This window comes from Micromonospora sp. NPDC023966, assembly GCF_040639095.1.
In the GTDB taxonomy this organism is placed as follows: domain Bacteria; phylum Actinomycetota; class Actinomycetes; order Mycobacteriales; family Micromonosporaceae; genus Micromonospora.
This window is the reverse complement of sequence record NZ_JBEZZJ010000003.1, coordinates 134,549-147,369: the sequence shown is the minus strand read 5'-3', so window position 1 is coordinate 147,369 and position 12,821 is coordinate 134,549. Positions and strand designations below refer to the sequence as shown.

Sequence of the window (12,821 nt, the reverse complement as noted above, 5' to 3'; positions counted from 1 at the left end):
ACTGATGCCTCAACCACATCACCTGCAGCCCGGCCCGACCCAGCCCAGCGGCGGCGACCCGGCTTGGCAGGAGTGGAGCGACGCGTGGACCCGGCACATGCCGGTACTGACCGGCCGCACCGACCTGACCGTCACCGTCGCACCCGGCGCCGGCGGCGGCGCACCAGCCTGCTTCTACCCCGCGGCCGGCCGCATCGAAGTCGACGCCACTCACATCGGTGCCCCCGACGTCGCGAACCCGCGCCGCGCCGGCCACAAACGCCTGGTCCCGACCGCCTACGGGCTGCTCGTTCACGAAGCCGCCCACGCCGTTCACAGCCAGTGGAGCACCCCGCCCGGCACCCCACCCGTCCTCGCCGCCGTCGCCGAGCTCCTCGAGGAGTCCCGCATCGAGAACCGGCACCGCGCACGCCGGCGAGGTGACCGGCGGTGGCTGCGCCACACCGTCACCACCCTGGTCAGCCCCGCCGACGCTCCCGTCGACGACCTGTGGCACGCAGGCCAGCTCGCCGGGCTGCTCCTGGCTCGGGTCGACGCCCGCATCATCACCGCCAAAGACATCAAGGGTGTCCGCGCCGCCGTCACCGCCATCCTCGGCCGTAAACGGCTGCTGCAGCTACGCGACGTGTGGCGCGAAGCCCACACCACCGGCGACACCGATGCCGACGCGATGATTGACCTGGCGTGGCGGTGGTGCCAGATCCTCGGCATCGACCCCCGCCACCAACCGGACACCCCCACCGTCGACGCGGGCGTGTTCGCCGGTGTGCTCGCCCAGGCACTGGCGGACTACCTCGCCCACACCGCAGGCCTCACTCCCGCGCAGTATCAGGCGCAGCAGCTCACCGCCCTGTTCTCCGCGCCCACCACCTGGTCGCTGCGGAAACCCGCGGACGCCGAACGCGCCGCCGCCCGCACCCTCGCCGCCCGACTACGGCGGGCCCGCACCCACCAGCCCGAACCCGACGACCGCCCCAGCGTCACCCCGCCGGGACGGCTGCGCACCCGCCACGCCATCACCGCGAAGGCGCAGATCGCCGCCGGGACCGTGCCGACGGCCACCCCGTGGCAGCGCCGCGCTCAGGTGCCGCCGCCGAAGCCGACACTGCACCTTGGGGTCATCGTCGACGCCTCCTTCTCCATGCACCCGTGGGCGGCGCCGATGTCGTCAGCCGGGTGGATGCTGGCCCACGCCGCCCGCGCCAATCAGGCGGTCACCGCCACCATCGCCTTCGGCAGCGACGTCACCCTGCTCGTCCCACCCCGCCAGCACCCCCAGCAGGTCCTCGAGCTACGGGCAGACGGCGGCAGCACGGCGTTCACCGACGCGGTGAAACTCGCCGACGAGCTGCTGCAGCTACGTCAGCCCAGCCGGCTGCGAATGCTCACCGTCGTCTCCGACGGCGACCTCCCCGACATCGCACCCGCCCAACGGCTGATCACCACCCTGCACCGGGCCGGCTGCGGCGTGCTGTGGCTGCGCCCCGCCGACCTGCCCGGGCACACCTTCACCGACACCACCACCCTCACCGTGGCCGACCCCGTGCAGGCCATCGGACACATCGCCGACGCCGCGGTCACCGCCCTCGAGCACGCCTGACACCTCCTGGCAGCCGGACACCGTCCAGGTCGAACCGCGCAGCCCACAGGGGCCACGGGCGCCGCCACGCACCACCGGCTGGCCAGCAGGCCCGCGGAACCCATCCCGCACCTCCATCGCCCTTGCCGGATACCGGCACGACATTCGCGCACCCCCGGCAGGGCCGATCGACCCTGCCCGCCTTCACCTCACCTAACGACAGGAGACACCATGACCGACTTCAACCGGCTGCCGGTCGGCTCACCCGCCGACCTGATCACCGCAGTGCCGTACCTGCTGGGCTTCCACCCGACCGACAGTTTCGTCACCGTCGGCGTCGCCGGCACCCGAGTCGTCGTCGCAGGCCGCGCCGACCTTCCCGAACCCTCCCAGGTCGACGCCTGGATCGAAGGAATGGCCCGCTCGCACGTCCGGCTACTGCGCCACGCCGCCGCCGCCCGCGTCATCGTGATCGGCTACGGGCCCGCCACCGCCGTCACTCCCGTCATGGACGCCATGACCCCACGCCTCACCGCCGCGGGCCTCGACGTCCTCGACGCCCTGAGGGTCACCGACGGCCACTACTACTCCCACCTCTGCCAGGACCCCGCCTGCTGCCCCACCGACGGGACGCCCTTCGACCCCCACCGCAGTGACGTCACGATGCACGCCATCGTCGCCGGCTGCCGAGCCCTGCCCGATCGGGCGGCGCTCATCGCCAGCATCGCCCCCACCAGCGGAGCCGCCCGCGTCGCCGTCACCCGCGCCACCATCGCGGCCCGCGCCCGCCGCCGCGCGCTGCTCGCCCGAGGCGGGCACGACGGCCTCATCCGCGCCGGCGTCGACGCGGTGACCGCCGCGTTCGACCGCTACCGCGACGAGCAGGTCCTCCACGACGACGAGCTGGCCTGGCTGACCGTCCTGCTAGCCGACCCGGTGATCCGCGACGCCGCCTGGGAGGCCAGCGACGACTGGCAGGTGCCCATGTGGACCGACATCACCCGCCGCGCCCACCCGCCCCTCGCGGCGGCGCCGGCCAGCCTGCTCGCCTTCACCGCTTGGCGATGCGGCGATGGGGCCCTGGCGTCCGTCGCCGTGGACCGTGCCCTCGCCGCCGACCCCGACTACAGCCTCGCGCACGTGATCGACCAAGCGCTACGCGCCGGGCTCCCCCCGTCCGTGCTGGATGGCTGGCCACGCATCGGGCAGCCTCCGTTCTGAGCCGCAGGAGAAACGACCTATACCGCCCTTCCTCGACGCCGTATCCGGGCTTCCGCACGGCCACGGCTACACCCTCAACCCGAGCAAGCCCCCCGACGCCTGCGCCCATCGCCCGACGAGGTGAAGGCGCAGCTCGCCGCAGCAGGCACCATCACCGCGGCTGGTCGCCCTAACCGGCGCCACCGACGTCCTCAGCGACCCCCACACGAACTGCGGCACCGCGAGAACTATTCGGGGAAGACAAGCGCCACGGCCTGCACTTCCTCGCGCTCACCGACGAACGCGGACGCCTGATCTGGATCTGCGCCGCGAGACCCGGGCGCACCCACGGCGTCACCGCCGCCCGCCACGACCACATCGTCGTGCACCTGAAAGCCGCCGGCCTCGGCGCCCTGGCCGACCTGGGCTTCCTCGGCCTCGACAAGGACTGCAACGACCAAGTCGTCGTCACCGGCTACAAAGCAGCGGTCGAGGCCGCCCGCGCCAGTTGACCGCTTACATAGACTATGAATATAAAAAGGCTATGCTTCGAGCATGAGCCCTCAAGACGCCGCTTCTGGCACGTCCGCCGCCATCGGGGCAGCCCTCTACGGCCTGGCCACCAGGGCCGCGAGACGCCTGCCCCGGGACATGAGCCTGACGTCCGCCGCCACCCTGGCCACATTGGACCGGACCGGCCCGCGGCGCATCACCGATCTGGCCGCAGTCGAGGGCGTCACCCAGCCCGCTATGACCGCCCTGGTCCGGGTGATGGAGGAGTCCGGCCTGGTCGAGCGGCGGGGCGACGCGTCCGACAAGCGGGTCACGTTGGTGTGCCTGACCGAAGCCGGCGCCTCCTATGTCCGGAAACGGCGCCAGGCGGGCGTCCACGCGTTCGAGCGGTTGATCGGCGAGCTCACCGGCGACGAGATCGAGGCGCTCGTGGCGGCCCTTCCGGCGCTGAAGCATCTGGCAGAGCTCGAAAGCCAGGACCGCGAAGGGCCGAAGCAGTGACGGGGCAGCCGGTCGGCGGGGTTGCGGCGAATGGGTTCCCGGTGGCGCGTTCCGAGGCGCGGCTGCTGGTCCCCGCCCTGATGTTCATCGCTCTGGTGGTGGCGGCGGTCGCCAGCCTTGGGACGCCGCTCATCACCAGCGTGGCGACCTCGTTTCACGTCTCGCTCGGCAGCGCGCAGTGGACGCTGACCGTCGCGCTGCTAAGCGGCGCAGTCGCCACGCCGGTCCTGGGCCGGCTCGGAGCCGGCCCGCACCGGCGGGCCGCGATCCTCGCCACGCTGGCGGTCGTCGTCGCCGGCAGCGCGCTCACCGTGCTGCCGCTGCCGTTCGCGTGGCTGCTGGCCGGCAGGGCGGCCCAGGGAGTCGGGCTCGGGCTGACGGCGCTGATGATGGGCGTGGCCCGCGACCACCTCCCCGAGGAGCGCAGCGCGGCCGTGATCGCCCTGATCTCGGTGGTCTCAATCATCGGGGCCGGCGTCGGCTACCCGCTGGCCGCACTGCTCGCCGAGCTCGGCGGGGTACGGGCCGCCTACGGCCTCGGCCTGGTCGTCACCGCCGCCGCCCTCCTGACCGCGTGGCGCTCCATGCCCGAAGCCCCCGAAGGCCGCTCCGCCCACGTGGACGTGGCAGGCGCGGTCGTCCTGGCCGCTGCGCTGCTCTTGGTGCTATTCCTCGCCGGCGAACCGAATCTGTGGAGCCGGCACCTCGCCGTGGCGGCGGGCCTCGCCGTCGTCGCGGTGGTGCTGCTCTGCGTCTGGGCCGTCATCGAGCTGCGCAGCACGACGCCCCTGGTCGACGTGCGGGCGGTGCGGCACCCGGCGGTCGCCGGGGCGAACCTCGCCATGTTCGTCGGCGGGATCGGCATGTACCTCCTGCTTACGCTCATCACCCGGTACGCGCAGACGCCGCACGGCGCCGGCTACGGCTTCGGGCTGACGACCTTCGTCGCCGGGCTGGTCCTCATCCCGTTCTCGGTGCTGGGGTTCGTCGCCGGCAAGCTCACACCGCGGGTCCGGACGCGGATCGCCGACCCCCTGCTCCTGGCCGGCAGCGCCGTCGTGGTCGGCGGCGGGTTCGCCCTGTTCGCGGCGGCCCGGGCGGACCTGGCCGAACTGTTCGCGGCGATGGGCGTGCTCGGCTTCGGCGTCGGCGGCTTCTCGGCCGCGATGCCCGGCGTCATCCTGGCCGTCACCCCCAAGAGCGAGACGTCGAGCGCCATGAGCTTCAACTACGTCGTCCGCAGCGTCGGGTACTCCCTGGGCAGCGCCATCGGCGGCCTGATCCTCGCCGCGGGCACCGGCCCCGGCCACCTCTTCCCCGACGACAGCGCCTACACCACCGCAGCGCTGGTCGGCATCGGCGCCATGGCGATCACGACGCTGACAAGCCTCGCTATCGCCCGCCGACGCTCGTCCGAGACCAACGCGTAAGTCAGATGCACTCATCCCAACACTGGAGGTTCCATGCCCAAGGGCTACTGGGTCAGCGTCTACCGCACCATTTCAGACCCTGAGAAGCTGGCTGCCTACAACAAGCTGGCCGGTCCGGCCGTCAAGGCCGGGGGCGGTCGGACCCTCGTCCGCGGCGGTCGGGTCGTGGCGCATGACGCCGGAATCGCCGAGCGCACCGTCCTGGTCGAATTCGACAGCTTCGAGCAGGCCGTCGCGGCGCATGAGAGTGCGGCCTACCAGGAGGCGCTGGTCGCCCTCTCCGACGGCGTCCAGCGCGACTTCCGCATCGTCGAAGGCATCGACTGACCGAAGTCCAGCCGCCCTCGTTCGCCGAGCACCAAGTCGGTATCACCTGCCCCGGCGCGCTGGTGTGGGTCCACGATCACGGCGTCTACCTGATGTCCAGCGGCGTGCCACGCCTCGAGGATCCGAACCGGCCCGGCAGCAGCCTCGTCGTCTACGCCCGCGGTTGGAACCCCGACACCGACGGCCACCGCCGCGACCCGGATCTCGGCGGCGACGACTTCGGCGAGCACCTGCACCTCACCGACCAACCCACCCCGCTGATCACCACCCTGCGCACCGCCGCAGCCGCCGGCTACCCGTGGCTGCACCTGACCGTGCGTCCCGACACCCACGAGGTGCGGGTCACCCGGATCCGCCGCCAGCCCTGACATCAGCCGACGGTCCCGCCGCCCGCCAGGGCGGCGGGACCTTTCCCGTTCTCGAGGAGCAATCTCCGATGACCACACCCGAGACGACGGCGTCACCACCGACCCTGGAATCGGTCCTACTCGACGCCTGGAACATGTTCCACCCGGACCAGCCCGCACCACTGGGATGGCTCACCCACACCACCGCCCAGATCCACGCTCACCTGCACCACCAACACACCCCGCCGCAGGCCCAGCCGCCAGCCGCCGCCACGTACGCACTGGCCCACCTCCGCCGGCAGGTGTGGCGATCCCTGCGGGAGGCCGCTAGTACCCACGACATCGACGCCGACGCTGCAGACCGGGTGCTGAGCGCGCTGGATCTGCCAGCACTGCCCCGCCGCTGGCAGGTCCGCCTCACCTTGTCCGTCCTCCTCGAGGTCACCGCTACCGGCCGCGAGGATGCCTTCGACACCGCCGAAGCAGCCGTCGAAACCGCCCTCACCGACGCAGAGGTGGGAGCGCGGTTTGAGTGGGACGGCAGCGAGCGCGACGGCGCCGACCCCGGCGATGTGGACCCGGCCGCCGACGAACCGGCCGATCTGAGGTGACCGCCACGGTCCGAGGCTTGGCCATCGCTCGGCTCCGCACACACGGCCGCCGTTCCGCACCCGCGGCACCTGCTGCTTCGCCGCACACGACCACACCAACGCCCACAGACACGACGGCGCCGAGCTGAACACGGCCGCGCCTGGCGCCGCCGGACTCCGGCCTGCGGCGCACTACGACCACTATCTCGGCGACTACCAGCACGACAGCCCGCCGCACCGAGCTGCTTCCTCAACCACCGGCCGACGAACCAACGGCGCCGAAGCCCTCGCCACGTGAACACGACTTGATCTATGCGGAAAGTCGAGCGTCACTGCATCCAGCCGCCGCCCCTGGCGAACCCGACAGCGACACCCCACACCGCTGGCCAGGGGCGGCGGACCCACGAAACAAACGCGTCGAAGGAGGCAACAAGCCGTGCAGCTGCCGCACCGCCACGCCGTGCCGCGCACCGTCAACGACGTCCTGCTGTGGCTGCTCGCCACCGACGTCGCCGCCGCCCACCAACCCCATCCCGATCAGCCACGTCGCTGCGCCAACCTGTGTTGCGCCGGCCACCTATACCCGTGCCCGCCGGTACGGGACGCCCAGCGCGCCTGCGAGGCCGCGACCCGAACTGCCCCGTCCACTCACGGCTGGGCCCGAGTGCCCGTACCTACCGCCCGGTTCGCCGGGTGGTTCCGGCCCGCGCGCCCGCAGCCGACCGCCTCACCACGCGCCGCCTGACCGGCAGCGGAACAGCCCACCCGGTCCGGCGCTGCCGGTGCCCGACGACCGCGCACGGGCTGACGTACCGGCCAACCGGCAGTCGGACCCACGGGGTCTGTACGTGGCACGGTCGGCGCTGATCGTCTCCCCAGCCCGCGGGCAGTCCGCGCGGCGCCCTGGGAGATCCCGGTCCGTCGCGGACCGATCGCGCACCCGCTTCAACACCTCAACCTCAATTCGGTCCGCAACGGGCGGCGGTCGCCGGCGGCGCCGCTGCGAACATGCGAAAGGAAACGTCATGGAACCCGTTCTGGAACCCGACGTCGAGTGCGACGGCGACGCTGAAATCAGCGTCGGCGACCCGGTCCTCGGCAAGTCACGGCTGTTGTCACGGCAGTGCGACACCTGCATCTTCGCCCCGGCAACCGAATGCACCTCGCCCCCGGCCGGCTGCGCGACCTCCTTACCGAAGCCCGCCAGCGCGAAGCCTTCATCGTCTGCCATCAGACACTGCCGCACTACGGTCAGCCAGAGGCCAAGCCGGCAATCTGTCGGGGCTTCGCAGACCGCTACCGCACCCAATCGCTGCAACTGATCGAACGGCTCTTCGGCTTCGTCGAGGTCGACCCGCCACAATCAGCCGAGCACAGACCCACGGCAGGGAGTTGATCGCCGTTGAAGTACGAGGCCCCTTCGCCTGCCGCCCAGGACTATCGTCTGCCGGTGCAAGGCCCGCCGCGGCTACTGGGTCCGCTGGAATTACCAACGTCGTAACTGACCCCTGCCGCATCGCCAGGCGTAGTGGGGTGAGCAGGCCGGCCTTCAGCGCTTGGCGCTCGGATCGCACCACAGCGCAGCGGACCTGCCTTCAGCTCAGGGATGACTTTGCTTATGACGAAGGTGTCGCCACAGCGAGGCGCCGGGCGTCATCATGGCCGGATGGTGGCAGTAGAGGCGTGGTTTCGCGGTGGGCCGGTCGACGGGAGACTGATGCCTGTGGAGGTCGCCGCCGACGGCAGGCCACCAGCGGTGGTCAAGCTGCCTCAGACGGGCTCTTACGTCGGGGCGAGCGATGTCGCGACACCCGCAGTGGAGCACGTCTACATCCTCGACGACAGGATCGATGACGTCGAGGTCTACCAGTACCGGCAGCCCGCCTCCGAGACGGCAGACTGACTGCTAGGCGGGCGGCCCTGCTCAGCTCAGCTGTTCCCGTTCGCGTTGCCAGGCGGCAAACCGCTCCAGTGCGGCCTGGTGGGCGCGTCGGTGCTTGCGCCAGTACCGGATGCGCCACCAGCGCAGCTGCACTCGTTGCAGGAACGATGCCCGCTGAAATGATCCCACCTCGTAGCCGTACCAACCATGCTGCTCGGCTTCGCTCGGTGCCTCGCGGGTCATGCGGCCAGTGTCGCACCGACTCCCGCCGGTGACGTGGCGGCCACGCGCAGCACCAGGTTTCCACCTGGAACACGTGCGACCGCCGCCACGGACGCGCTGACTGCGCTAGGCGCAGGTGAGCCGACCGTGGTGACTGCGATCGACGTGAGAACACCGCCTTCGCGCATCGGCGATGGCTCCACCGGGCTTTGTGCGTGCGCCCGGGGCTAGACCTGCCGGGGTACGACGTGCCGCTGCTGCTCGACGACGAGGCCGACCCGGTCTGGAATGCCGCTGCCGGAGCGCGACCGGGCGGGCGCTCATCGTCGGACGGTGGACCGCCCATCCGATGTTGCCCCAGGCAACCGGCGACTGGGTCAGGACTTACGGGGGAGGCACCTGCGGAGACGCCGTGAGAGCGTTGGGGGTAGCGCGCTCGATACGGGGCAGCGCGCCATGCAGCCTGGGAGACCTCCGCAACCATGACCACCTCCTATGACCCTGCCCAGAACCAGCCCGGCCAGCAGCTGATGCCGCCGACCGCTCAGTTCCCGCAGGTCCCCGCCGGACAGATCCCGCCGCCACCCGGCCAGGTGTTCCACGCCGACGGCACCATCACCGCTCTGGACGCCTCCGGCCGCGAGCACGACGTCGACGGAGAGAGGCCGCCCTCTACGGCAACGACGACGCCAAGGGCTTCCTCGACGAGATCAACCCTGGCAACTCGGTGAAAGCGAACCTCTACTTCGAGGTTCCCAAGGGCACGAAGCTGAAAGCCATCACGATCGCCACCGGCATTTTCACCTTGGCCGGGGACGCCGTCGTCACGCCCTGACGGGCCAGAATGCCTCGACACCTACCCGGTTTCGACACGCCAGCCCGCGCTACCCCCTCAACTATGCACAGCTGTTTCCCCCGCACGTACGTCAGGAGCCGACGATGGATAACGAGATTCAGCTGATCAGTGACGGCGATGGGCTGGCAGTCATCGGACATCCGACGGCTGTCGAACGCTTCATCGTCTCCGAGGGACTGCCGTCGACGGACCTCGGACTGCCTCGGCTCGGGTCTGTCCTCAGTGCCGGGGCGGCCGCGGCACAGACGGGTTCCGAGATCGCCGCCCACTCGGGTCGCTGGGTGCAGCTGACCAAGGAGTCCGCGCAGACTGTCCACAAGTTCGGTCTGATGCCGACCAAGACTCCAGGAGTCAGCCACGCGATGGTGGGGCAGCCGGGCTCGATCCAGAAATGGCTCCAGATCTCGAAGGGGCCCGGCGCGATCGCGGGTAACCCGGCGCTGCTGGCCGGCGCTGCGGGGATCATGGCGCAGCTTGCGATGCAACAGAGCATGAAAGAGATCACCGACTACCTCGCCACGATCGACGAAAAGGTCGACGATGTGCTCCGCGCCCAGAAGGACGCCGTGCTGGCCCGCATGATCGGCGTGGGCTTCGTCATCGAGGAGTCCATGACCATCCGCGAGCAGCGCGGCCGGGTCGACGAAGTCACCTGGTCGAAGGTGCAGGGCGCGCCGGCGACGATTGCAGAAACCCAGGCGTACGCGTTGCGTCAACTCGACGCGCTCGCGGAGAAGCTGGAGCGCAAGACCACGATCGGTGATCTCGCCAAGGCGGCCAAGGAAGCAGAGTCCAAGGGACAGGAGTGGCTCGCTGTCCTGGCTCGCTGCTTCCAGCTGCAGGACGCGATCGCCGTGCTCGAACTCGACCGGGTGCTGGACGCGTCGCCGGGAGAGTTGGACGGGCATCGCCTCGGGCTGAGGGCTGCCCGGCAGAACCGGCTGGAACTCATCTCCCGGTGCACCGAGCGCCTGCTGGCCCGCATGGAGGCGGCCGCGGGCCGAGCCAACGCCAAGGTGCTGCTGAATCCGATGGACTCCCCGGCTGTGGTGAAGGCGAGCAACTATGTCTCGATCGCCATCGTCGAGTTCCACGGGCGGCTCGGGATCGAGGGCGATCGACAGTCATCGGAGGCGAGACGATGGACGGACGCGGCCAAGGAGGCGAGGGACAAGGCGCTCGAGACGGGAGCAGAGGGCGTTGGTGCCGCCAGGCGCCTCGGCGATGAGACCCTCGGCCGAGCCAAATGGGCGACGGGCAAGCTCTCCAGCCGGATCGCCGAGCGAGCGCTCCGTCGGCGCGGGAACGACGAGGATCGCGAGGAGCAAGACTGAGTTGGCACTGTCAGCCACGTGGGCTCTCCGATGGGCCTGAAGCAGTGGCGGGCTCGGCATTGGTCGGCAGACTTCACTTCAGCGGTCCTGGCCATGCCAGCGGGACACCTTCGTCATCAGGTCCTTTCGTTGCTCTCGATCGGCAGGACTTCCCGTCCGAGCGGCGGCGGGACAGAGGCCCATCCTCTGCGGTCCTGAGCGCTGCTTGCTGAACCTTGCCCGGTGGCGCTCTGGCGCGCGATCGCCGGCATGAGCGGGAAGGCAAACGAGAGGTCAGCTCGAGCACCGAGCGGTCACGAGGGCGCCCGAGCTCTGGTCTGGCGATAGATTTCAGCTGTGACTATGCCTGTCTTCTATGCGCGGCCAGAGCTCGTGGGCAGCACACTCAGCGTTCCGCCTGCGCTGGCCAGCTGGGACACTGCTGGATCACCCGGACAGGTTCGCTCCGCCGCGTTTGCCGCCGACGTGCTGGCGGCCATCGCCCTGAAGCTGCCCGTCACTCCGGATCCGCTCGCCCTGCGCGTGGACATCGGGCTGCCGGACGTCGTGCCCCTGCTCGCGCTCCACGACCTCGACAACTACCTGTTTCCGCTCGTCCCGAAGCTGACTCAGGCCACCGGGCGACAGTTCGCGTCGGTGTGGGCGACCAAGCGGCACGGGCGCAGCTCCTCGGTCGCCGTGTGCCAGACGCACACTGTCCAGGATCCCGGCGGGGTGTACTCGCTGCAGGTACGCACCACCGCGTCGGCCAGTACCATCGCCTACAAGCGGCAAATCCGCGACCAGATCGCCGCCGCTCAACCACTTCCCGACGGCGGTCTTGCCCTCCAGCTTGCGTTCGTGGTCGGGCCCCGCCGCGTATGGCCGAACCTCTGGAAGGCCACGATCGACTCGCTCGGCTCAATCTTGGGACGTGACGCAGGTGCCAGCGAGTGGAACGCACGCGACGGCCGCATCACAGACCTCGGACTGCACTGCGTCACCGACCCCTCGGCGGGCAACCAGGTCACCATCGCGATACGGGCCTGCCCAGTCGGCATGCAAGCAGCCCGCTGACGAAATGCCGACCCCGCCGCACGACTTGGGCTCGACACCTTGATCAAGGGTGGCCGCAGGCCGATGCCGTAACGCCACGGGCACGGACGTAGGCATAGCGGACCGTGTGCGGCAGATCCGTGCACGCGATCTCATTGAGTGCCGGGGCGGTGGGCGAGCCGCCGGTGGCGCTGTTACGTGGTCAGCGGTCCTCAGTGTTGAGAGCCGCGATCAGCTTGGCAGCCCGGGTGCTGCGTGGCCGGTCGCTGACCTGGCCGTCGCCGATCTCGACGATTCGCCACCGACCATCGTCACGCAGTGCGAAATCCGCCGTCACGAACGGCAGGTCCAAGGCCCGCACCGAAGCTTCCACGGCCGTCAGGTCGAACTCCGCGGCTGGCAGGCGCTCCGGGGTATCCGGGTGGGCGGTGACCAGGCGGCAGGAACCTTCGACCCACCAGGTCCGCACCTCCGCCCCGACGAACGACTCGAACCGGCGCAGGACAAAGCCTCCGACGTAGTCGTCACCACGCAACTGCCGAAACCGGCTCGCCACCCGCCATGCCGCGTCCCGATCAGCCACGTCCGGGATGAATGACGCCTCATGCCAATAATGCTTCATCGACTTGCTGTAGTCACGCAGCACGGCCAGGCCGGCGCCGAGGGCCGCGCACGCTTGGAGGAAGTCGCGGCGATCGTCGCCGGAAGTCCACACCGACTCGGGAGTGTGGCCCTCAATCGCGGAGTACCAACCAGGAAGCTCATGTGCCCGCCGGTACTGCTCGGGGCTGGTCCGCAGACTCACACCGCGACCCGCGAGGGCACGCACCAGTGCTGCGTACTGCTCACTTCGCAGCATCCACCCCCGGTAAACCGCATCCGCACCCTCGGGCACCCTGCCGACCGCCGTCCCGTACCCCTGCCCACGAACAAAGGCGTCGTGGTCGATCACCGCGACATCGATCCCGGCCTGGCGGGCCGCTTCGGCCTAGTCGGCGAAGTGCT

15 protein-coding genes and 1 pseudogene are annotated in these 12,821 nt (G+C 70.3%); 14 read left to right on the top strand and 2 right to left on the bottom strand.

The genetic code is table 11. The features are described from left to right. Positions 1-4 precede the first annotated feature (4 nt). From AB0F68_RS07080 to AB0F68_RS07035, 10 genes and pseudogenes are all read left to right on the top strand, one after another. Entirely contained in the window at positions 5-1,600 is a 1,596-nt protein-coding gene (locus tag AB0F68_RS07080; RefSeq protein WP_357333452.1) for a VWA domain-containing protein, read from the top strand. A 210-nt stretch (positions 1,601-1,810) separates the two neighbouring features. After that, on the top strand, positions 1,811-2,800 hold the full coding sequence (locus tag AB0F68_RS07075) for a DUF4192 domain-containing protein (protein WP_357333451.1): 990 nt from the start codon (positions 1,811-1,813) through the stop codon (positions 2,798-2,800). A 233-nt stretch (positions 2,801-3,033) separates the two neighbouring features. Beyond that, positions 3,034-3,291 (top strand): annotated as a pseudogene (locus tag AB0F68_RS07070) (transposase family protein); the annotation flags it as partial. Between the two features lie 43 nt (positions 3,292-3,334). Beyond that, the gene (locus AB0F68_RS07065) at positions 3,335-3,793 is read left to right on the top strand and encodes a MarR family transcriptional regulator (protein WP_357333450.1); all 459 of its coding nucleotides are present in this window, start codon (positions 3,335-3,337) and stop codon (positions 3,791-3,793) included. A gap of 41 nt (positions 3,794-3,834) precedes the next feature. Continuing rightward, a complete protein-coding gene (locus tag AB0F68_RS07060; protein ID WP_357333449.1) occupies positions 3,835-5,223 on the top strand; it encodes an MFS transporter in 1,389 nt (462 codons plus the stop codon). A 33-nt stretch (positions 5,224-5,256) separates the two neighbouring features. Continuing rightward, a complete protein-coding gene (locus AB0F68_RS07055) occupies positions 5,257-5,550 on the top strand; it encodes a DUF1330 domain-containing protein (RefSeq protein WP_357333448.1) in 294 nt (97 codons plus the stop codon). A 62-nt stretch (positions 5,551-5,612) separates the two neighbouring features. Further along, on the top strand, positions 5,613-5,918 hold the full coding sequence (locus tag AB0F68_RS07050) for a DUF3085 domain-containing protein (protein ID WP_357333447.1): 306 nt from the start codon (positions 5,613-5,615) through the stop codon (positions 5,916-5,918). A 68-nt stretch (positions 5,919-5,986) separates the two neighbouring features. After that, positions 5,987-6,508, top strand: a complete 522-nt coding sequence (locus tag AB0F68_RS07045; RefSeq protein ID WP_357333446.1) for a hypothetical protein — start codon at positions 5,987-5,989, stop codon at positions 6,506-6,508. A 1,102-nt stretch (positions 6,509-7,610) separates the two neighbouring features. Then, positions 7,611-7,883 carry a hypothetical protein gene (locus AB0F68_RS07040; RefSeq protein ID WP_357333445.1) on the top strand — a complete coding sequence of 91 codons (273 nt, stop codon included), beginning with the start codon at positions 7,611-7,613 and terminating at the stop codon, positions 7,881-7,883. Positions 7,884-8,153: 270 nt separating this feature from the next. Further along, positions 8,154-8,390 carry a hypothetical protein gene (locus tag AB0F68_RS07035; protein ID WP_357333444.1) on the top strand — a complete coding sequence of 79 codons (237 nt, stop codon included), beginning with the start codon at positions 8,154-8,156 and terminating at the stop codon, positions 8,388-8,390. Positions 8,391-8,411: 21 nt separating this feature from the next. Here the strand turns inward: AB0F68_RS07035 and AB0F68_RS07030 are convergent, their stop codons facing one another. Beyond that, positions 8,412-8,612: a hypothetical protein gene (locus tag AB0F68_RS07030; protein WP_357333443.1), complete on the bottom strand. Its 201-nt coding sequence runs from the start codon at positions 8,610-8,612 to the stop codon at positions 8,412-8,414. Between the two features lie 461 nt (positions 8,613-9,073). Here AB0F68_RS07030 and AB0F68_RS07025 point away from each other — a divergent pair, with 461 nt between their 5' ends. The 4 genes from AB0F68_RS07025 (at position 9,074) to AB0F68_RS07010 (ending at position 11,837) form a co-directional block, all read left to right on the top strand. Further along, a complete protein-coding gene (locus tag AB0F68_RS07025) occupies positions 9,074-9,322 on the top strand; it encodes a hypothetical protein (RefSeq protein WP_357333442.1) in 249 nt (82 codons plus the stop codon). After that, positions 9,301-9,426 (top strand): hypothetical protein, encoded by a 126-nt coding sequence (locus AB0F68_RS07020; RefSeq protein WP_357333834.1) that lies wholly within the window; start codon positions 9,301-9,303, stop codon positions 9,424-9,426. Before AB0F68_RS07025 ends, AB0F68_RS07020 begins: the two co-directional genes overlap by 22 nt. Before the next feature lie 104 nt (positions 9,427-9,530). Continuing rightward, positions 9,531-10,781: a hypothetical protein gene (locus AB0F68_RS07015; protein ID WP_357333441.1), complete on the top strand. Its 1,251-nt coding sequence runs from the start codon at positions 9,531-9,533 to the stop codon at positions 10,779-10,781. A 342-nt stretch (positions 10,782-11,123) separates the two neighbouring features. Next, the gene (locus AB0F68_RS07010; RefSeq protein WP_357333440.1) at positions 11,124-11,837 is read left to right on the top strand and encodes a hypothetical protein; all 714 of its coding nucleotides are present in this window, start codon (positions 11,124-11,126) and stop codon (positions 11,835-11,837) included. 181 nt (positions 11,838-12,018) lie between these two features. On the opposite strand, the gene AB0F68_RS07005 is transcribed toward AB0F68_RS07010, so the two are convergent. Continuing rightward, on the bottom strand, positions 12,019-12,768 hold the full coding sequence (locus tag AB0F68_RS07005) for an ATP-grasp domain-containing protein (protein WP_357333439.1): 750 nt from the start codon (positions 12,766-12,768) through the stop codon (positions 12,019-12,021). Positions 12,769-12,821: the final 53 nt, after the last annotated feature.